Raw genomic sequence first — 18,189 nt, 5'->3', positions numbered from 1 at the left:
CAGGTCTGGCGGCTTGTTCGGACGTTTGCTGCAATTTTTCAGATTGAGCGCGATCCTCCCGCCGCCAGCGAGCTGTCGTAGCTAAAGTACCAAAAATAGCTGGTGGCGACGGTGATCATGGCAGGCCATATAGCGCGTCATCGGCGGGTTGTCACCCCCAAAACGGCGCGCCGCGTGACGAGATACCTCAGGTGTTGCTGTTGCGCGCCGCCAGCGCCATGCCGATGAGGGTGGCGCCGCCGAACAGCAAATTGATACCCACGAGAATGCCGATGGCCCATTCCGCCGAGCTCGGCAGGCCCGTGATCACCATGAACGAGATCGCGATGTCGACGAGGCCGGAGATCATCAGCCACGACCAGCGGCCCCCGGGCTCGCGGCGGTGCTCCAACGCGTACATGATGGTGGCGACACCTTCGGCAAGGAAATAGGCGCCAATCACGATGGTCAGCGTCAGCACCGCCTGCATCGGGCGGGCCAGCAGCAGCATGCCGGCGAGGCAGGCGAGGGCGGCGGAGATCAGCGACCACCAGAAGCCCGGCGTGGCGCGCGCCCAATAGGTCACGATCAGCCCGCCGATGCCGCTGACCAGGAACATCCAGCCGAGGATGATCGCGATCGCGAGGCTGGCGAGTGGCGGGACAACCAGCGCGGCGATACCCAGGACGGCGAGCAGGATGCCTTCGAACAGGAAAGCCTTCCAATGCGCCTTCACCGTCCGGCTCATGGCGGATTGCAGCCGTGAAAGATCTTCGGGCGATGTCATCGGCAGGCTCCAGACTGAAAGCTGTGCGCTCAATTTAGGACGCGTACATCACGCTTGCGATCCCGCGACTAACCGCCGGGCGCCGACGAAAAGCCTTCGCCGCTGGTGCGGATGCGGTTGCGGCCGAGAATGTAGATCGCCGTTGTGACAACCAGAAGCGCAAGGCCGAGCAGGATCGAGACGAAGCCGATCGGGATCAGCGCCAGCGTCAGATTGCGCTCGGGATTGATCAGCCAGTGGTGGATCGAGGTCAGCACGAAGGCGAGGCCAAGGAAGCCAACGCCGCCACCCGCGAGCAGCAGCGCCCACATCCGCCGCAACTGGCTGAGTCGCTCCCGCGCAATGTCAGTTCGGGGCGCATGATGGCGTGCAACCCGACGGACCAGCCGGACGGCAAAGGCGATCGAGCTGAAGCCGATCAGAAGGCTCGCGCCGCCGAGCCACATCCGCAAGCTGGGATCGAGCTCCGGCATGCGCTGGAGCGTGAGCAGCGGGAAGTCGAAAGCCGAATGCAGCGCCAGGGGCCCAGCGAAGATCAGGAGGCGGCTGGAGAGACGCGCCCAGTCGCGATGGTGACGGTTCGCGCCCAGCGCCGTGCCGGCCCGGGCGATCGTGAGATAAGCGCCGGCGATGATGCCGAGCGCGCCGTGGAACGGCACGGTCAGCACACTGCGCAAGGCGGCGAGCGAGCGCCACATCTCGGCATGCTGCACGAGATAAGCGAGGTTCTCGTAGGCGGCGAAGCCGAGACCGACCGCGGCACCATAGACCACCGTGTCCATCGGATTGGCAAAGGTGCGCCGCTTGGTCGAAGAGACCAGCACGATGGCGATGACCTTGACCGCCTCCTCGGGCAGCGCCACGCCGAACACCGAATGCATCGCCAGCGCTGCCCAGGGATTGTCTGGAGCCGCAACCATCTTGGCGAAGGGCGCGCGGGCAAGGCCGAGCAGCGAAATGCTGGCGGCACCAAGCAGGAACGCGGTCCAGACCTGGGCCGGCGGTCCCGGCCGCTCCTCGGCGGCAATAACGAGCCATAGCATCAGCAGCGCCGGGGCGATGGCGGCCGTTCCGATCACGGTGGGTAACGCTTCAATCAGGTACATCGGCGTCGAAAATAAGTTCCCTTGATCCGCTTAGCTACGTCCACCGATGCGACCATGTGTCATGCGCTCGCTGTCGGTTCGCTTAACGACCGCTGCAGCCTCCATTCATACGTGCCGCCGCGAATGTTTGGAATCCAAGCGCAATCAATTGCATGACGGAGCCTGTTCGTCATCCATAGCGAGAGGTTCGTCGCCTTTGAGAGGACAGGTGGCCGGCAGGCCGGTCCAGTCACGCTTCGTCGCGCCCGCGCGAGGGCGACGCAATCCGGCGGGTCCGCACCTGCTCCAGCTCCCAGAAGGCGCGTACGAGGCACGTGCCGAGGCAGGAGACGATGAGGAGCAGCAGGAAGGCCTGGTCGACGGCAGGGATCTGGATCATGGCAATGATAAAGTAACCCCCGTGCCACGCGCTTCCGCTTCGTCCGCATGCGCTTGCGGACGTGTGAGGCGCGTCAGGCATTCGCCACGCTCAATGCGTGGTGAACGGCGGCGCGTCGGGCGCGATGTCGAAGGCGCCGAGATGGAATTCCTCGCCGACGGCCTCGGCCGGCTCGGACGGTTGCGCGAGCAGCGTGAACGCGGCCTGCGGATATTGTTGCCAGATCGCGAGATCGCCAGCGGTGATGGTGAGCCAGCCGAAAGTGTACATGTAGCGGCCCGGCTCGGTGACCCGGCCGACCCTGTCCCAGGTGATCTTGTTGACTGCCATCCGGTCCCCCGATCGCAAGTCCGCAAATGTCGTCCGGCCAAAGGCGCAGACCTACAAAAGTTGATCCCGCATTGGGGCCGCTCTAGGGCAGCCGCAGCCGTAACCCCGCTCAGGCGGAGTGCGGCAAGGGCGAAGGATCAGCCGGACGAGGTCGTCCCGCTGCTGCTTTCGGCGAACTTGACCGCAAAGCCGTGGTCGAATTTGCGGATCACGCGCCCGACGCAGGCGCCGACCGCCAACGCGGTTCCGGCCGGCGGGCAGGTTCGTGCCGAGGCCCGCGGCTGGCCAAAAAGGCAGGATCGAACGTGAGCGTCAGATCGCACGACGAAGTTGCATGGCTGCACATCTGACGATACTGGCGACGTCTTGCCGGAAGGGCATGAACCTGCGGACCGCACGGTTCGTCTCCCACCCGGCGACCGCTCGCTCGCCGGGACGATGCAGGAAGGTCGCGACATGATGTTTGCCGAGCTTGCTGGCTTGGACATGACCGACGCGGATTTTTACTGGGCACAATTTCACGACGCGGTGCTTGAAGAAGCCGTCTTGGCATGGTGACGCTAGGTGCGCTGATCCTGGGACATGCTCGACAGGGCTTGAGGATAGCCGACTGGCGAGGATGGAGCTCGAGCCCGGCGCGCGCGCAAACTGATTGGGCGAGGCCCGCCGGTTCACGCTGGCGGGCTTGTACTCGGGCTGATGACGTGGACCAAATCGCTGGAGTTAATCCGTACATTCTATTCGCGCTGGCAGTCACAACTGGGGCGTGCATGCGGCATAATCGCACTGAGGTTGCTTTTCTTTGCGAAACATCTCAACAGGGTGTCTAATGATGGTTAAACTCTGAAGGTTTAGCATTTTGGGGTTCATGGTCATGCGCCACTTTTCGAGGCGACGACACCCCGAGAAACGCAAGCCACCCTCCAAGTGGGTCGTCGTGTACGGAGGCATGTCCGTGGAGTGTAGCGACGAGGCAAGCGCGAAGAATTTGGCGGCCAAGCTCCGTCGGAAAGGGTACCGGCTGGCGGCTCGAACGGCGGAGGGCGTGTCGCCTTCCTGGCGAATTGATCCCGAGGAGCTGGACGAGTGGCTGAGCCGGGAAACCAAACTGAGTTGATGGACAGGCCGCTTCTGCAGGGCAAGGCGGTGAAATACAAGACCCCGCCAATTCACGCTGGCGGGCCTTTCTCAGCGTCGGGTTGGTGTGGGGAGCCAGTGAGGATTTCGTACGCTCGCTCTGCCTGCTCCTTCGTCAGATTGGCTGCGAACTCGGTCCCGACCACCGCCGGGCCTTTGCGCTCACGATCGTAGACCATCCAACCGAGGCCTCCCATGCGAACGAGAAATCTGTTCCGAGGCGCGGCGCTGTCAGTCAAGAGCAGTCCTCCTGATGCCCCTAACAAGTACGCCACGCCTATTCCTACGGTTATGTGAATCACCCAGGGAAAAATGGACGCATCTCTGGCCGTGTTCCTGGCGGGAACCTCGGCCAGTGTGCTCAAACAAACAGAGCAGCGCTCGGGCCGCCTCAGCCCGCGTCTTGGCGGACCGCGATCGCAAGCCGCTGATTGCCTCGTTCGAAGTCGGGCTGGACATCGGCCCGCGTGATCCGCAGTCTTGGCAGACAAACGCGGCTCGAGATCGGACAGCCGAACATCGTCAGGCCAACGATCGGCACTCAGCGCGACGTGATGGCCGCAATGGCACTAGATCAGGATCCCGCGTAGGCCCTCTCGCGCATCTCGCCGAAACTTAAGCGGCCGACCATCGGCGTGCGTTGGCGTGTGGCGTCGGACAGGGCGAGGCATGCCGCCATCAAAGCGGCATCGCAAGCACCTCGCAAATTTTCGATTTACTGGTGGCTCTGAACGCGCGCGAGCTACTGCGCCTCGTGGGTGTGGAGAAGATCCGACGGCAGCGGTTCTATATGGAGGGGCTAGCAGATCCGCAGGGCTCACGGGTTATGAGCGCGTGCCCGTGCCGCCAATTTTTTAGCACGTGTCCGTTCCAACATTCATGGCGCTTTTGAGCGAAGCCAATCGAGGCCATGATTATCAAGGCTACGACCACACACGCAGCTACGAGGTTACGCGTCACGGTGCCACTCCAAGGTAAACCTGTGACTGGCTACTCGGGCATCATACTGCGCCCGTGGGTCTGGAAAAGCAGCGTGTGGTGGTCACGCAGAGAGCGCTCAAGGGCGCCGCTTATATCCAAAGGGATACAGACCCGATTGCCGAATCACCCTACACCTCGGCATGCCTCGGCGGCGCCCCATTACTGTCGAGGCCTCCAACAGCGGCTCCGGCGGGTTGTGCCGGGGCCGTTTTTTGCGACCTGGAACAATGAGTGCGCTCGGCGTGGGTGCATCAGTCTGGAAACCTGAATATGCGGGCCGCAAGGACAACTGCGCGACAAGAGCGACAGCGATGGTCGTCATCATGACGACCTCCCGGCGGCAGCCGACTCAGTCCATGCGCGTTTATTGGCCCTGTGTTGGACACGGCAGCGGGACTGAGAGCTAAATGATTGATTTAGTTGGCGCTCCCTAGCGGAATCGAACCGCTCTCTCCACCGTGAAAGGGTGGCGTCCTAACCGATAGACGAAGGGAGCAAACGCAGCGCCCCGCCGCTTTTCGCGGCACGGCCGCTGGCCGACCGAGTCAGGCCCGGCGGCGTGCAGCGGGCGAACGTATAGTGGCCTTTGCGCCGCCGGGCAAGCCGTTCGGGAACGGGATGTCCGAAGCGGTGGATAGCGCCGGCTCCAGGATCATTTGGGGCCGATCTCAACGGTTTCTTAGGGTTCCCTGAGATAGCGCTGGAATGGGAGATCTTAAAGCCGATGCCTCAGCCGAAGAAGCGCGCAGCCCGCAAGCTGCTGTCGCAGCATGCCTGGATCACGCTCGACGGCGGATTCGCCGCGCGGCGCTGCCTGGTCCAGGACATCTCGGAGTCGGGTGCGAAGATCACGCTGGACGAGGATGCGAGCCAGCTGCCGGGCGTGATCCGGATGGCGTTCGCCCGCGATGCGCGCACCGGGCGGAGTTGCCAGGTGGTCTGGCGCCGCGGCAAGTCGGCCGGCGTCAGGTTCCTCTGATCCCGCTAGGCGCGCCGGATGGCGCGCCGCGCCGGTCCGGGCTAGAACAGGGCATGCGCACGCCGCCGCTCGTCCTGATCCCATTGCTGGTCTCGCTGCTGGCCACGTCCGCCACCGCTGCGGAGGGCTTGCGCCTGCCGCCCACCGAGCCGCCCCAGGCGACCAAGACGCTCCCGCTGAAGGGCACCGGCGGGAGCGCGAAGGCGGGCTCATGCGCCTCCTATGGACGCGGCTTCCATATGGTCGAGGCGACCGGGACCTGCGTGAAGATCGGCGGTGCGGTCAGCGTCGAGACCACGGTGCGGCGGTAGTCGGCATGGTGCCGGATCTGCTGCGGCCCGAGATCGTCTTCCCGTTCGTGATGTATTGTGCGCTCTTGTGGTGGGTCGGGCGCGGCCTGAGCTGGCCGGCGAAGCTTGCCACGGCCGTGGTGACGCTGGTGCTGATCATCTGCGTGGTGCTGGTCGAGCGCGGCTGGCGCTAGACGCCAAACAAAACTGCGAAAGCAACCCCATGCACAGTAGCCGTCAGGCCTCCGGCGTGACGCCGCCCGCTTGCGCGGGGAGGCCGATTCAGCGTGGCCCCGGCAGGCTTTGAGCCGCGCCGCCGGCTCACGACATCGGCGGTGCGACGAATTGCGCAAATCCGCTGCGCTTGCCGAGCTCGGCGAGCCAGCGCGTCAGGTGCGGTTGGGCCGGGCGGGTGATGCCCTCGACGCCGAGCCAGCGCCGCGCATAGCAGCCGATCGCGATATCGGCGATCGTGAACTGATCGCCCTCCATGAAGCGGCGCGTGGCGAGATGGCGGTCGGCGATGGCCCAGACCTCGGCGGCGGCATCGGCATCCCGCTGCACCTGGATCATGTCGCGCTCGGCGGGCGCCGTGCGCACGATGCCCCAGAACACCGGGCGATCGACCGGCTGCACAGTCGACAACGTCCAGTCGAGCCAGCGGTCGACGCTGGCGCGGCTCTTCGGCGCCTCGGGGTAGATCGCCGTGCCGCGCCCATGCGCGAGACAGAGATAGCGCAGGATGGAGTTGGACTCCCACAACACGAAGTCGCCTTCGACCAGCGTCGGGATCCGCGCATTGGGATTCATCGCGAGATACTCGGCCTCGCGGGTCTTGCCGAACGCCATGCCGGCGTCGATCCGCTCGAAGGGCAGGCCGAGCTCGGTGAGGCACCACAGCACCTTCTGCACGTTGACCGAATTGGCACGGCCCCAGATCGTCAGCTGTTGGTCCGGCATCGAGCTTGCTCCCGCGGCGTGGTCGATTTGTGCGGGTGATAACGGAATTTCGCGTCGTGGAGGACGGCGCTTGCGGCGCGCCCCTCATGCAAAAAGCTCCGCCCGAGGCGGAGCTTTCGTGGCAAATGTTATGGTCGCGCCTCTAATGGCCGAAGAACAGCCATAACAGAATGATCACCGGGATCGGCACGCCCAGCAGCCACAGCAAGATACCTCGTCCCATTGCGTTCTCCTCCGATTGCTCTGTCGGAGGGACAATCCCAGGTGCGAGGGCTTGTTCCTGGGCGAGGTGCCTTACCAATGGCCGGTGTTGGGCATCGAGGCCCAGGGTTCCTGCGGCGGCTTCGGCTCGCCCTTTTGCAAGAGCTCGATCGAGTGCAGGTCCGGCGAGCGGACGAAGGCCATGTTGCCGTCGCGCGGCGGACGGTTGATGGTGACGCCGGCCTTTTGCAGCTTCTCGCAGGTCGCGTAGATGTCGTCGACCTCATAGGCGAGATGGCCGAAGAAGCGATCCTCGCCGTATGTCTCCTCGTCCCAATTGTAGGTGAGCTCGACCAGCGGGGCGCCGCGCGTCTTGGGCTGGTTTTTCAGCGCGTCGAGATCGTCCGCCGCGCACAGGAACACCAGCGTGAAGCGCCCCTTGTCGTTCTCGATCCGCCGCACCTCCGTCAATCCAAGCGCATCCCGGTAGAACTTCAGCGCGGCATCGAGATTGCGCACGCGCAGCATGGTGTGGAGGTATCGCATGGTTGTTGCTCCCTGACATTCAGAGGGTTTTGCAGAGGGTTTTGCTTTGGGCCGGACCGGCGGGAGCATCAATTAGCAGCAAAATGCGACAAAGGGCAGGGGCCGCTCTCAGAGGCGCTACGTTGAGGCGCTAGTGTCCTGAACCAGAAGTTCGCAACATTGGTCCGTTTTGTGCCGGGGCATTGTATCGGCAGAAGCGCTCGATGGAAGCAAGGATGTCGTCAGCGGACTTGGTCCATCGGAATGGTTTCGGATCGGCATTGTGTCGTTCGATGAACGAGGTGATGTCCGCCCTGAGGGCAGCGACACTGCGATAGACGCCGCGCCTGATCTTCTTATCGGTAAGGAGCGCGAAGAAGCGCTCGACCTGATTGAGCCATGACGAACTGGTCGGGGTCAGGTGCACATGCCAACGCGGCCTTTTGGCTAGCCATTTCCGGATCAGCGGCGTCTTGTGCGTTGCATAGTTATCCATGACGAGATGGACGTCGAGTTCGCCCGGTACGGCGGCCTCGATCTCGTCGAGGAACTTGCGGAACTCGGCGGCTCGGTGGCGTCCGTAGCATTTGCCGATGACCCGTCCGGTCGCAATGTCGAGAGCGGCGAACAGCGATGTGGTGCCGTGCCTTTTGTAGTCATGGCTCCTTCGAGCCGGCTGACCGGGACGCATCGGCAGCATCGGCTGACTGCGGTCCAGCGCCTGGATTTGGGACTTTTCGTCTACACACAGAACGATGGCGTGTGCCGGCGGCGAGACGTAAAGGCCGACGACGTCGCGCACCTTGGCGACGAAGTTCGGATCGGTGGAGAGCTTGAATGTCTCTAGCCGGTGCGGCTGGAGCCCGAAGGCCCGCCAGATGCGTTGCACCGTTGACACCGACAGGCCGCTGGCCTTCGCCATGCCCCGAGAACTCCAATGAGTGGCGTTCTCGGGGCAGCTTTCCAGCGTCCGCACGATCACAGCTTCGATGCGGGCATCGTCAATGGTGCGCGGCGCCCCGGAACGCGGCTCGTCGTGCAGCCCGGCCACGCGCTGCTCTACAAAACGCTGCCGCCACTTGCCTACCGTTCCCCGCTCCAGGCCTAGCTTGGCCGCCACCTCCTTGTTCTGACCGCCTTCCGCGCAGGTCAGCACGATCCGGGCTCTCAGAGCCAGCGCCTGCGCCGTTTTCCGCCGCATCGTCAGCGACTGAAGTTCGGCAAGCTCATCATCGCTCAATATCAGGGGCGCAAGCCGCTGGGCCGACATCAGATCCTCCGTCGCTGTTACAGCCGCCATCTCTGGCACAGCGACGCGAATCTACTGCGAATCTACGATTGCGAACTTGTGACTCAGGACACTAGCGCCGCCGCTGCGCGGGCGCGCCCGTTCCGTTCCAATAGGGTTGAGCCGAAGCGGCCGGCGGCACGCCTTGCCCGATCGGATTGCTGAACGGATTGCTGCTGGGCTGCGTCGCCACGGCGCAGCAGTACGCGCCGTTCGCAGGGCGGGGGCGTCGTTGCTGCTGCTGGGCGAGGGCCGAGGTCGCGTACAAGAGGAGAGAGATCGCGAAGACTGATCGAAGCATGGGTGTGCCTTTCCGATCAGGGGAAAACGGGGAACGGGCGCGGGTGTTCCCGAGCGCGTGGTCGATATGATATGGGGGTGCTTCTGTTTGCGATCGCGAGTGCACCCATTTGGCTTGGCGAGAAGCCCAGATTGTTGGCGAGCCGGTTCAGTGCACTGTCACGCAATTCGAAAATAAGAAAGCGCCGCACAAATCTTGTTCAAGGAAAGTGTGCAAGCGCCCCGAGCGAAGAGTCTCCTTATCATCAGCCTCCTTGGCAACCGTACATCATCTGCATTCAGATTGCGGTTTGGGGCCTTCGGCTGTCCGCGGCCTGGCCGCGGGCTCAATCTGCCAATTTCTGGCGATAGATTCCTTCAGGGTTACGGCTAAGCAATACACTGCGGATTGCAAAATGGGCCTGGTTTCTTTGTCGGCCTCAAGAGTCTGGAGAGCTCTATTTATCCCGACCATCCGAGCTTTCACCTCGTCGTCCTCAACGAGGGACAGTTGACTCCAATACAGCGCATAAAAGTTGTCTCGCGCATCTTTCCATTGAGGGGTTTCGGGGTCTAGTGACGCTAACTTGCCTGCAATGGCTGATGCATTCGTGTAGGTGGATAGCTGCAACTCCAGGAATGGCCTGCGCGCTTCCGTCTGGCGCGTTCGCTGCGCTGCTTCCGCTTGCGCGCGTGCATTCTTCTGTTCGTCCAGATAGCCATTCACCGCCCAAACCGCCGCCGCTATCGCGGTAAGCATCGGAAACATGACCTGCACGAGCGTCAGCACTCGTTCCGTCTTTGGAGAGAACGGTGCTTTCGATGTCTCTCTGACCGGCAACTTGCTCATATGCCCTCGAATAAGCTCTCATGCCAATTGAGCGGGCGGAGGAAACGTCTGGATCTATCTCAATTGGAGGTAGAATGAGCAAAATCGTTGCAGACTTCAAGGCTCTCAAGATCTCAGAGCAGCACGAAGTGTTCCCCCAAACTTCGTCCCTCTACTTCTCCACCGGCACGAGGTCCGCTATGTGAGTGCGGGGACGCGGAATTGGCTCTGAAGATCCTGCTCGGCTCGAACTTCACGCTGGCCCTGGTGGTGCTCGCATGCCACTTCGCGACCAGGGACGGGCGCGATGGGATGTAGCGGCGCTCAGGGCGGCGGACCACCTCGAGCGGAGCTTTGCACGCTGTGCCAGTTCGGGCATTAGAACGCGAACCACGCCAGCACTGCGAACACCGGGATTATCGCTACGCCGAAAAGCAGGAGGGGTGAAGGTTCGTTGCCTATGCGGTCATCGCTCATGCGAGCTCCCAGGAAAACTCCGTGACGGAGACGAAGCGCGACCTCCTGTCATGACCAGAAGCGCGTCGGCCCAATGTTGGAATGACGGGGCGGGAGCGACGTTCCAAAAGAAAGCTCCGCAACCTTGGGGGGCGGGGGCGCGGAGCCTTCCTCACGTCGAGCAGGGGCGGCCTGCTCCCGAAGCCAACGATCGCGGCACCGCGCGGTTCCTATCTGACCGACCAGGCAGCGCCGCGTCGGCCCGTTTCGTCAGAAGGACTGATCCAGCGATCAGGTGAGCCGATCCAAGTTTCCCAGCGGCTTGTTTCCCGGCGGCTTGGCGGGTTCGTTGTCGGGCTTTTTGGCCTGCTCCTTGCCCTCTTCGGCGAGCTTGCCGTCGCCCGTCACCTCGGCGATCACCTGTTTGGTCTTGCCGGCTATCTTATCGCGAATCCTCGTCATGCACGGCAACGCCTCACGTGCCGCGGCGTTGCTAACGAAAAGTCCGCGAAACCTTCTTGGCCGCGGATGAATTCAGGGGCCGTCGCGAACCCCGGCGGCGCTGGCCGCGACCAATCGCATGATTCAAAGCCCGATCAGCGCGATCCTGGAAATGCTCCTGTTCCCATGCGGCGGCTTCTTGTTTTCGTCCTGATGTTCCCGGCGATCGCCATGCTGTTGCTGGACGCATTCTCATTCGACGACACGGTGACCGCCGGCATGTTGCCCGGCATGATCGTAAGAGGATATCTCGTCGGCATCACGCCGGCGCTTGCGATCGCACTCGTGGACTGGCTACTCAGGCGGACTAGTTTGTCCCGCGTGCTTCTGACGGCTGTTTCGGGCTACGTCCTTGCAAGCGGCGCGGGCCTCTTGATGCGCGACGTGAGCGTCGTCGAGGCCTTGCAGCTCGGGCTTGCTGGCGCAATTCCAGCCGCTGTGTGCTCGGGGCTGTCGCAGTCACCGTACCGTGCGCCCAACGCTTGCCAAGCGGGAGAGGCCGAGCACACCCGCAGACAATCCTCGTGATGTCCATATTCGCCTGACCCACGGCAAAGACGGAGACGACTGGCGAAGGTGCGATGGTGCCGCGTTGCAACCGGCCGACGAGCGAAACCGGCTTTTACACGCCCGCCCGCTGATGTAGCGTGCAAGCGAGCCGCCAACGCGGTGTGCCGAAACCGCGTCAGTACCTGGCGGCGCATGTGCCCACGGCGGGCAATGACTCCATCATTTTTCAGACCCACCGTCGTGACGATCAGCTCGTCACGATGCGCGTTCTCATGATTTCAGAAGGACGACAGCCATGCATTTCTGTCTCACGGGGCAATACACGCAACGCGCTCTCAACGCGATTCTGGAAAACCCGACGACCAATCGTCAGGAGGCGGCAGCGAAACTGATCGAGGCGGCCGGCGGCAAGCTGGTCTCGATGTACAGCGTCGCGACCGACGGTCCCGGCGTTCTCGTGATTTTCGACGTGCCTGATCCGAATGCGGCACCGGCCATCTCCGGCCTGACCGTCACGGCGGGCACATTGCAGAACGTGAAGCTGATGCGGCTGTTCACGCAGGACGAGATCAAGCAGGTGCGGCAGAACGCGGCCAAGCTGCGCTCGTCCTACAAGCCGCCGGGCGGCTGATCTGCCGACAACAGGCGAGGCCGCCGTTCGTCGCATCGAGCGGCGGCCTTGCAAAGGTTAGGCCGCAATCCGCTGCTCGACCGGAGCGGTCAGGTGCTTGAGCACTTCGGCGTGCTCGAGGTCGGGGACCGCAATGGCGGTGTGGCTGTACATCGCGTGGGTCCGCGATGTCGCGATCCGGTCCAGGATCTCTTTGCCCTTGATCACGTGCAGGCCCATGCCCTCCCGGGCGGGGAAGATCGCCAGCACCACGTCATAGGCGGCGATGACGGCTCTGAGCGCTTCGGCCTTGTCTTCGGCGACGTCGACGAAAATGCGAACATCAGCCGCGAGTTCACGCAACTCGTGAAAATCCAGCACTGTGGGATACTCCAACGCAACGATACTGACGCGGAGCTTGGAGCCGTTGGGTTACCGAAGTCTGAACAATTTGAATCGAATAACAAGTTTCACGATGAGGTGACACGTCGCTGGGACGGCGTGCGAATTGAATATCTCGCCCACCGAACTTGAGCTATGCTCCTGCCGGAGATAACGGAGGGCGGCCGTGCGAAAAGCTGTCGTGGTTGCGTTCCTGGCGCTCGGTCTGACGCCGGCATTGGCGCAGGACGCTGCGAAAGCGCCTGACCAGAAAAAGGCTGATCCAAAATCGGACAATTGCTTCTACACGGTCGGGACCCAGGCCATCCAGGTCCCGATCGGCGCGAGTGTATGTCGGCGTCAGCCGGCACCTTACAACGACAGATATTCGCTGCTTCGATGCACCCCTCCGCTCGACGAGCTCGCCACCGACGTCAAGCGGGGCGATGCCCGCTGCGACCGCTACGATGAATGACGATTAGTCGGCTCTGACGGCGCGGTCATCGCAGGTGCGGCCTGGAGGCGGGAGCGCGCGCGGCCGTCATGGCGCGATGCGGTCGCTTTTGACGTGCTCGCGAAAGCCTAGATTTTGCCGCAAAGCGAGGCCTCTTCCTAAGGCCCAGCTTGCGTTTTGGGCCTCGATGGGGTCTAAGCCCCGTCACCTCATGACCACCGGCATGAATCGGAAGCGCGCGCGACCCGCGGGTTCGACCGCGTAATCATCAGGGTTTGCTCGCGCGCAGAGAAGGAATTCAGACATGGCGAAGATGACGAAGACCCAATTGATCGATGCAATTGCAGAAGGCACGCAGATCTCGAAGAACGACGTGAAGTCTGTGATCGAGTACATGGCGACGGTCGGCTACAAGGAGCTCAACGAGTCCGGCGAGTTCGTCATTCCCGGCTTCGTGAAGATGTCGGTCGTGAACAAGCCCGCGACCGAAGCGCGGATGGGCATCAATCCCTTCACCAAGGAGCCGATGCAGTTCGCGGCCAAGCCGGCCAGCAAGTCAGTGAAGGCCTCGCCGCTGAAGGTCGCCAAGGACGCGGTCTGATCCCGCCATGCTGCGCTAAGGCGCGACGAGATTGGGACGAATCGTCATCGCGCTTCAGGTTGTCGTTTGAGCATGATCTTTTCGGAAAACCGCTGCGCACTTTGCGCTAACGCGGTCCTCCGGGGTCCGGATCATGCTCAAGGCGCTGCACAAGAAAAACCCCGCGCTTTCGCAGCGGGGCCTTCTCGCCGACCGCGATGGGATTTCAGCGCCTGGCCGTCAGCCGTATCTCAAACTTAAGGTTGAAAATCCAAAAAGCAACCGCGCCGCCATGACGGAGTATGTTCGTCAGGCGGCGCTGCCGTATTGACTGGGCGCTGAAATCCCAGCTTTCATGGGTCCGCGCGATGCGCGTCCAATGCGACGTCCACCGAAATCGTGCGCGGAGACTGGACTTTTTGTTCTCATTTTGTTCTAGTGAGGCATCTTCTTTGGAGGTGACTCATGACTGTCGAAAAACAGCGCGAAGTGATCAGGCTCTGGAACGAACTGCGGAAGGTCGAAGGTCCGGCCGCAGAGGAGATCCGCATCCAGATCCTGGAATGCTTTTCCGAGAAGGGCAAAGGCAAGCGGGCGGCTTGATCCGCCTCGGTGCGCACCGACATTCGTCAGGCGCGCTCTCGTATCGGTTGCGCGCCTGACGCCCCCGTCGACGAGCCGCGATCGCGATGACCGCGGCCGTTTTGGAATTTCTTTCGACAGTGATTGCTGCCGATTGCGGCGCGGCGGCGTGCGCTTTCACCGATCGTTAGCAATCGCCGCGTGCTGATTTTCTCGATTCCGATTCGTTCTTTGCGAACGAAATGGAGTCGGATGCAGAACATCTCGTGCCTGCCGGTTTCGCGTGTCTCGGAACGAAGCAGCGTGATGCTTCGCATGTTCGCATCCTCATGCCAGCGTAGAGCATGCGCGAGCAGGCTATCGCCTATGAAAACGGCGTAGTTTTTGGCGCTACCGTTTCCACATCGTCATGGCCGGGCTTGTCCCGGCCATCCACGTCTTCACTTCTGCAGAACAAGACGTGGATGCCCGGGACATAGGCGAGCGAAGCGACGCCGTCCTTGCGGACGGCTATGCCCGGGCATGACGAGTTTGTGGAGCGATCGACTGCTCACAAGACACATCGAACCTGCAGCATTATCCGCATATGCGATTGCCCTGCATGCGCGAGGGAGCGCGACACGGACGCGTGCTGGTTCATCGAGATGTTCGTCGAGATCGCGAAATCGCGCGGGGTGGGATCGTGCTCGTTTGCATGCAAACGAATTGTTAAGATCTGCTCCGCGCTGATTTCTTCGATTCCGATTCGTTCTTCGAGAACGAAATGTAAGCGAAGCTGGAACAAAACCGGCCGCTGCACCGCGTCAGCCGCCGTCGCTTTCCGTCTCGACGCTTGCGATGTCCAGGGCTATCGTTCGGAGACGGGTGCCGGCGATGAAGAACGGACTCTATTCCATCCACATCCACATGCTCGACGGCGTGAAGGGCCGCGACAGCGGCGTCCTGATCCTGCGCGACGGCGTGCTGCTCGGCGGCGGGCCTTACTTCTGGTCGCGCGGCTCGTACAAGGTCGGCGGGCGCAGTTCGAACAGCGGGACCTGGAAGGGCGAGCTTGCCACCAACCAGCATACGCCGTTCGCCGACGCCTTCGTACGGCCGCTGTTCGGCGGGCAGGAGGTCACGAGCGGCTTTTCCGGGACGTATCGCGACGACGAGGCCGAGGTGTTCGGCACGGTGCTGGTCGCCGGCCGCCGCAGCCTGAGCTTTCGCGCGACGCTGAAGCGGCTCGCCGAGATCTGAAGCGGGCGCGCAAGCTCCTAACGAAAGCTTGCCCCAAAGGGGATAACCCTATTTGGTTAGGTTAAAAGCCCAATCGCGTTGCGCGCGCCGCTGCCTAGAGTAGGTGTTCTGGCAAGGACAAGAACGACTTTGCCAAGAAGCGGATTTTGACATGACGCCTTTTTCAGGACCGTCCTTTTATCAGGGCGACCGGCACACCTACCGCCGCGTCGCAATCGCCGGCTCGCTGTTCTGCCTCGCCTTCGTGGTGATCAGCTTCTCGGTGCGGCCACAAGCCGAGGACACGCGCGTGGCGGTCAAGGCCGACCGCCTGGTGCGCACCGCCGGCCAGGCGCCGCACGCCAATTAACGCTCGCCGCCAATGATGTGATCCTCGGCGGATTCGTCGGAGCATCCGACGCCCGCCGTCGCGAGCGCTACAAAGCCGGCATAGCCGGTCAGGTTGAGCAGAATTTCGAGCCATGCGGGCATGACTGGCCTCTTCTTCTCTTGAGGCTAGGCAACGTGCGCCGCTGGCGCATGTTCCCGGGATAGTTGCGTCAGAGCCGAGAGGAGGGGTCGAGCCGGCGGCCGAGGGTCGCAATCGATTCGCTTGAGGGCTGGTCCTTCAGGAACTCGGCGATGGCACGCGCCAGCTCACCGTCGCTCATCGGCGCCGGCGGCGGGCGCAGCGTACCGACCCCGAAGCTGCGGACGATCTCGTCGTAATGCTGATCATCGGACCTGGGAACAAGCCTTCGGATGCGCGCCAGCAAAGCGGATATCGGCAATCTCTCCTCCTCGATTCTCCGCCCCGCTGGCAGAAGCTTGCGTCTGCTGCCATGCGCTCCCGTGAAACTGAAAACCCCGCCTGCACCGCGGAGGATGCAGACGGGGTCTTCGTGCTGTCGCCTCAACCCGGATGGCGGAGGCTCCCGCACTTGAGCATTCAATCCGCCCGCCGCGCTTTCGTTCCTGCGGGACAGAGATTTTTTGCAGCCCGCGGTTCCCGGCTCTGCGCGCAACCATCGTAGGCGCAGGCCGTTATCGTCGCAGTACGCGAAGGAGGAGAAGCATGAAGAAGACACTGGCAGTTCTGGCCACCGTCGCGGCCGTCGGCGTGACGGCGATCGCGGCGCCTGCGCCGGCCGAGGCGCGTGGCCGCGGCATCGGACCGGGCCTCGCATTCGGCCTCGCCGCCGGCGCGATCACCGCGGGCGCCATCGCCGCGTCCCATCCGTACGGCTATTATGGACCGGGCTACGGCTATTACGGCGGACCCGCCTATTACGATTACGGCCCTGGCCCTTACGCCTATTATGATGGACCGTACTACCGGCACCACTACTACTACCGTCACTGGTAGGGTCTGACCAATCGGGATAGGGGGGAGTCTCGCGACTCCTCCCCTCCCACACCACCGTACATACGGGTCCGTATACGGCGGTTCGGCGGATTATGCAGGCCACTGTCCCGTGACGGAAGCCAAGCCGAGCGAAGCGAAGAAGCTGTTTGGCAGAGCAATGGCGAGCGCGGGGCTGTTCGCGAGCCGCCAAGGGCCATGCGGGGCGCCGGCAGTTTGCGCTGCCAGATCCCGGCCGACGCCACGGCGTCGCAGCTCGGCGAAGCGAGCGGGTCCATACTTCCATTGCTTCCAGACGACGGCGCGCAGCCGCCGCCTGATCCACCGGTCAAGCACGCGCAACACCGACGGGGTTTGGCAGAAGCCGAAGTAGCCGCGCCACCCGATCAGGTAGGCTGACAGCTCCTTGGTAATCTGCACGAGGCTTCGACCGCACGTGCGTCGCGTCAGCTCCAGAACTTTTACCTTGAAGCGGGCGAGCGCCTGCGGCGCGATGCGCCGTCGCGGTGGTTCACTTCCGCCGGTAAAGCTGAAGCCCAGGAACTTGCGAACGCTCGGTTTGGCGACCGCACTCTTGGCCTTGTTGATCTTGAGCTTGAGGTGCTTTTCGAGGAACCGTTCGAGGCCGGCCAACACCCGCTCGCCCGCCTTCTGACTGCGTACATAGATATTGCAGTCGTCGGCGTAGCGCACGAAGCGATGGCCGCGTTTCTCCAGTTCCTTGTCCAGCACATCCAGCATCAGGTTCGACAACAGCGGCGAGAGCGGTCCGCCTTGCGGCGTACCCTCCTCCGTCGGGCTGACCAGCCCTGCCTCCATCACACCCGCAGTCAAGAAGCCACGGATGAGCTTGAGGAGGCGCTTGTCAGCGACCCGTTTGGCAATGAGCCCCATCAGGATGTCGTGGTTGACCCGGTCGAAGAACTTTTCCAGATCGATGTCGACGACGACGGCGTAACCGGATGCGATGTAGGTCTGCGCCCGTTCCACCGCCTGATGCGCCGAGCGGGTCGGCCGGAAGCCGAAGCTCGCCTCGGAGAACGTTCCGTCCCAATCTGCCTGCAACACCTGCATCACCGCCTGCTGGATGAAGCGGTCGAGCACCGTCGGGATGCCGAGCGGCCGCAGGCCGCCCGACGCCTTCGGTATCTCCACCCGCCGCACCGGCTGTGGCTTATAGGTGCCGTCAAGCAACTGGGCGCGGATCGTGAGCCAGTGCTCCTTCAGATAGGCCGATAGCTCGCCGACGGTCATCCCATCGACGCCTGCCGCACCCTTGTTGCGCTTCACTTGCGCCAATGCTGCTTGCAGATTCTCACGCTCGACGACTACTTCCATCGACGGTCCTGCGACCGCCGGGCGTTCGAGGCTGGCTCTCACCGCGCTTGCTTCGGTCTCTCCGGCGGCGGAGCTTGCGGCTTCACCGCCTGCTCCGGTGCCCAAGTTCAGTTCGACCTGATTCTTCTGCCGCATGGCTCGCGCGA

At 62.9% G+C, this 18,189-nt stretch carries 27 protein-coding genes, 1 tRNA gene and 1 pseudogene; 13 read left to right on the top strand and 16 right to left on the bottom strand.

The features are described 5' to 3' along the window. Nucleotides 1-187: 187 nt before the first annotated feature. The 5 genes and pseudogenes from ACVWY3_RS11755 to ACVWY3_RS11735 all read right to left on the bottom strand — a co-directional run. A complete protein-coding gene (locus ACVWY3_RS11755) occupies nucleotides 188-766 on the bottom strand; it encodes an HdeD family acid-resistance protein (RefSeq protein ID WP_456838582.1) in 579 nt (192 codons plus the stop codon). A gap of 68 nt (nucleotides 767-834) precedes the next feature. After that, a complete protein-coding gene (locus ACVWY3_RS11750; RefSeq protein ID WP_456838581.1) occupies nucleotides 835-1,872 on the bottom strand; it encodes a PrsW family glutamic-type intramembrane protease in 1,038 nt (345 codons plus the stop codon). A gap of 229 nt (nucleotides 1,873-2,101) precedes the next feature. Continuing rightward, nucleotides 2,102-2,251: a hypothetical protein gene (locus ACVWY3_RS11745; RefSeq protein ID WP_456838580.1), complete on the bottom strand. Its 150-nt coding sequence runs from the start codon at nucleotides 2,249-2,251 to the stop codon at nucleotides 2,102-2,104. Between the two features lie 90 nt (nucleotides 2,252-2,341). Continuing rightward, a complete protein-coding gene (locus ACVWY3_RS11740; protein WP_456838579.1) occupies nucleotides 2,342-2,581 on the bottom strand; it encodes a hypothetical protein in 240 nt (79 codons plus the stop codon). Between the two features lie 51 nt (nucleotides 2,582-2,632). Continuing rightward, nucleotides 2,633-2,838, bottom strand: a pseudogene (locus ACVWY3_RS11735) (PilZ domain-containing protein); the annotation flags it as partial. A 109-nt stretch (nucleotides 2,839-2,947) separates the two neighbouring features. Here ACVWY3_RS11735 and ACVWY3_RS11730 point away from each other — a divergent pair. Then, nucleotides 2,948-3,139, top strand: a complete 192-nt coding sequence (locus ACVWY3_RS11730) for a hypothetical protein (protein ID WP_456838578.1) — start codon at nucleotides 2,948-2,950, stop codon at nucleotides 3,137-3,139. Nucleotides 3,140-5,120: 1,981 nt separating this feature from the next. Here ACVWY3_RS11730 and ACVWY3_RS11725 read toward each other — a convergent pair. Continuing rightward, nucleotides 5,121-5,195, bottom strand: a tRNA-Glu gene (locus ACVWY3_RS11725). 228 nt (nucleotides 5,196-5,423) lie between these two features. On the opposite strand from ACVWY3_RS11725, the gene ACVWY3_RS11720 reads away from it, so the two are divergent. The 3 genes from ACVWY3_RS11720 to ACVWY3_RS11710 are packed head-to-tail and all read left to right on the top strand — an operon-like array spanning nucleotide 5,424 to nucleotide 6,162. Further along, nucleotides 5,424-5,678 carry a PilZ domain-containing protein gene (locus ACVWY3_RS11720; RefSeq protein ID WP_456838577.1) on the top strand — a complete coding sequence of 85 codons (255 nt, stop codon included), beginning with the start codon at nucleotides 5,424-5,426 and terminating at the stop codon, nucleotides 5,676-5,678. Between the two features lie 53 nt (nucleotides 5,679-5,731). Beyond that, nucleotides 5,732-5,989 carry a hypothetical protein gene (locus ACVWY3_RS11715; RefSeq protein WP_456838576.1) on the top strand — a complete coding sequence of 86 codons (258 nt, stop codon included), beginning with the start codon at nucleotides 5,732-5,734 and terminating at the stop codon, nucleotides 5,987-5,989. Nucleotides 5,990-5,994: 5 nt separating this feature from the next. After that, on the top strand, nucleotides 5,995-6,162 hold the full coding sequence (locus tag ACVWY3_RS11710; protein WP_456838575.1) for a hypothetical protein: 168 nt from the start codon (nucleotides 5,995-5,997) through the stop codon (nucleotides 6,160-6,162). A gap of 127 nt (nucleotides 6,163-6,289) precedes the next feature. Here the strand turns inward: ACVWY3_RS11710 and ACVWY3_RS11705 are convergent, their stop codons facing one another. From ACVWY3_RS11705 to ACVWY3_RS11685, 5 genes are all read right to left on the bottom strand, one after another. Further along, a complete protein-coding gene (locus tag ACVWY3_RS11705) occupies nucleotides 6,290-6,928 on the bottom strand; it encodes a glutathione S-transferase family protein (RefSeq protein ID WP_456838574.1) in 639 nt (212 codons plus the stop codon). Between the two features lie 294 nt (nucleotides 6,929-7,222). After that, nucleotides 7,223-7,675, bottom strand: a complete 453-nt coding sequence (locus ACVWY3_RS11700; protein WP_456838573.1) for a VOC family protein — start codon at nucleotides 7,673-7,675, stop codon at nucleotides 7,223-7,225. Between the two features lie 130 nt (nucleotides 7,676-7,805). Beyond that, on the bottom strand, nucleotides 7,806-8,924 hold the full coding sequence (locus tag ACVWY3_RS11695; RefSeq protein ID WP_456838572.1) for an IS630 family transposase: 1,119 nt from the start codon (nucleotides 8,922-8,924) through the stop codon (nucleotides 7,806-7,808). A 586-nt stretch (nucleotides 8,925-9,510) separates the two neighbouring features. Then, nucleotides 9,511-10,071, bottom strand: coding sequence for a hypothetical protein (locus ACVWY3_RS11690; protein ID WP_456838571.1), 561 nt, complete (start codon nucleotides 10,069-10,071; stop codon nucleotides 9,511-9,513). A gap of 726 nt (nucleotides 10,072-10,797) precedes the next feature. Then, nucleotides 10,798-10,968, bottom strand: coding sequence for a hypothetical protein (locus tag ACVWY3_RS11685; RefSeq protein WP_456838570.1), 171 nt, complete (start codon nucleotides 10,966-10,968; stop codon nucleotides 10,798-10,800). Between the two features lie 165 nt (nucleotides 10,969-11,133). Here ACVWY3_RS11685 and ACVWY3_RS11680 point away from each other — a divergent pair, with 165 nt between their 5' ends. Both ACVWY3_RS11680 and ACVWY3_RS11675 read left to right on the top strand, forming a co-directional pair. Continuing rightward, on the top strand, nucleotides 11,134-11,535 hold the full coding sequence (locus tag ACVWY3_RS11680) for a hypothetical protein (protein ID WP_456838569.1): 402 nt from the start codon (nucleotides 11,134-11,136) through the stop codon (nucleotides 11,533-11,535). 277 nt (nucleotides 11,536-11,812) lie between these two features. Next, nucleotides 11,813-12,148: a GYD domain-containing protein gene (locus ACVWY3_RS11675; RefSeq protein ID WP_456838568.1), complete on the top strand. Its 336-nt coding sequence runs from the start codon at nucleotides 11,813-11,815 to the stop codon at nucleotides 12,146-12,148. Nucleotides 12,149-12,205: 57 nt separating this feature from the next. On the opposite strand, the gene ACVWY3_RS11670 is transcribed toward ACVWY3_RS11675, so the two are convergent. Then, a complete protein-coding gene (locus ACVWY3_RS11670) occupies nucleotides 12,206-12,508 on the bottom strand; it encodes a hypothetical protein (protein ID WP_456838567.1) in 303 nt (100 codons plus the stop codon). A gap of 187 nt (nucleotides 12,509-12,695) precedes the next feature. Here ACVWY3_RS11670 and ACVWY3_RS11665 point away from each other — a divergent pair, with 187 nt between their 5' ends. The 4 genes from ACVWY3_RS11665 (at nucleotide 12,696) to ACVWY3_RS11650 (ending at nucleotide 14,145) form a co-directional block, all read left to right on the top strand. After that, entirely contained in the window at nucleotides 12,696-12,983 is a 288-nt protein-coding gene (locus ACVWY3_RS11665; protein ID WP_456838566.1) for a hypothetical protein, read from the top strand. A 283-nt stretch (nucleotides 12,984-13,266) separates the two neighbouring features. After that, entirely contained in the window at nucleotides 13,267-13,563 is a 297-nt protein-coding gene (locus ACVWY3_RS11660) for an HU family DNA-binding protein (protein ID WP_235546533.1), read from the top strand. Nucleotides 13,564-13,696: 133 nt separating this feature from the next. Further along, on the top strand, nucleotides 13,697-13,873 hold the full coding sequence (locus ACVWY3_RS11655) for a hypothetical protein (RefSeq protein WP_456838565.1): 177 nt from the start codon (nucleotides 13,697-13,699) through the stop codon (nucleotides 13,871-13,873). Nucleotides 13,874-14,007: 134 nt separating this feature from the next. Continuing rightward, nucleotides 14,008-14,145 (top strand): hypothetical protein, encoded by a 138-nt coding sequence (locus tag ACVWY3_RS11650; protein WP_456838564.1) that lies wholly within the window; start codon nucleotides 14,008-14,010, stop codon nucleotides 14,143-14,145. Nucleotides 14,146-14,171: 26 nt separating this feature from the next. On the opposite strand, the gene ACVWY3_RS11645 is transcribed toward ACVWY3_RS11650, so the two are convergent. Continuing rightward, on the bottom strand, nucleotides 14,172-14,441 hold the full coding sequence (locus tag ACVWY3_RS11645) for a hypothetical protein (protein ID WP_456838563.1): 270 nt from the start codon (nucleotides 14,439-14,441) through the stop codon (nucleotides 14,172-14,174). A gap of 556 nt (nucleotides 14,442-14,997) precedes the next feature. Between ACVWY3_RS11645 and ACVWY3_RS11640 the strand changes: the two genes are divergently transcribed. Continuing rightward, a complete protein-coding gene (locus ACVWY3_RS11640) occupies nucleotides 14,998-15,363 on the top strand; it encodes a GrlR family regulatory protein (protein WP_456838562.1) in 366 nt (121 codons plus the stop codon). Nucleotides 15,364-15,514: 151 nt separating this feature from the next. Beyond that, nucleotides 15,515-15,712 (top strand): hypothetical protein, encoded by a 198-nt coding sequence (locus ACVWY3_RS11635; RefSeq protein ID WP_456838561.1) that lies wholly within the window; start codon nucleotides 15,515-15,517, stop codon nucleotides 15,710-15,712. On the opposite strand, the gene ACVWY3_RS11630 is transcribed toward ACVWY3_RS11635, so the two are convergent. After that, nucleotides 15,709-15,834, bottom strand: a complete 126-nt coding sequence (locus ACVWY3_RS11630; protein WP_283079348.1) for a hypothetical protein — start codon at nucleotides 15,832-15,834, stop codon at nucleotides 15,709-15,711. The genes ACVWY3_RS11635 and ACVWY3_RS11630 overlap by 4 nt on opposite strands. A 68-nt stretch (nucleotides 15,835-15,902) precedes the next feature. After that, on the bottom strand, nucleotides 15,903-16,133 hold the full coding sequence (locus ACVWY3_RS11625) for a hypothetical protein (RefSeq protein WP_456838560.1): 231 nt from the start codon (nucleotides 16,131-16,133) through the stop codon (nucleotides 15,903-15,905). A 284-nt stretch (nucleotides 16,134-16,417) separates the two neighbouring features. Here ACVWY3_RS11625 and ACVWY3_RS11620 point away from each other — a divergent pair, with 284 nt between their 5' ends. Then, nucleotides 16,418-16,708 (top strand): hypothetical protein, encoded by a 291-nt coding sequence (locus tag ACVWY3_RS11620; protein ID WP_456838559.1) that lies wholly within the window; start codon nucleotides 16,418-16,420, stop codon nucleotides 16,706-16,708. 90 nt (nucleotides 16,709-16,798) lie between these two features. On the opposite strand, the gene ltrA is transcribed toward ACVWY3_RS11620, so the two are convergent. After that, a complete protein-coding gene (ltrA, locus tag ACVWY3_RS11615) occupies nucleotides 16,799-18,178 on the bottom strand; it encodes a group II intron reverse transcriptase/maturase (RefSeq protein ID WP_456837647.1) in 1,380 nt (459 codons plus the stop codon). Nucleotides 18,179-18,189 lie beyond the last annotated feature (11 nt).

The sequence above is a fragment of the Bradyrhizobium sp. USDA 4486 genome (genome assembly GCF_054057995.1).
Note: the sequence above shows the minus strand (reverse complement) of the source record. Positions and strands in the feature narration are given on the sequence as shown.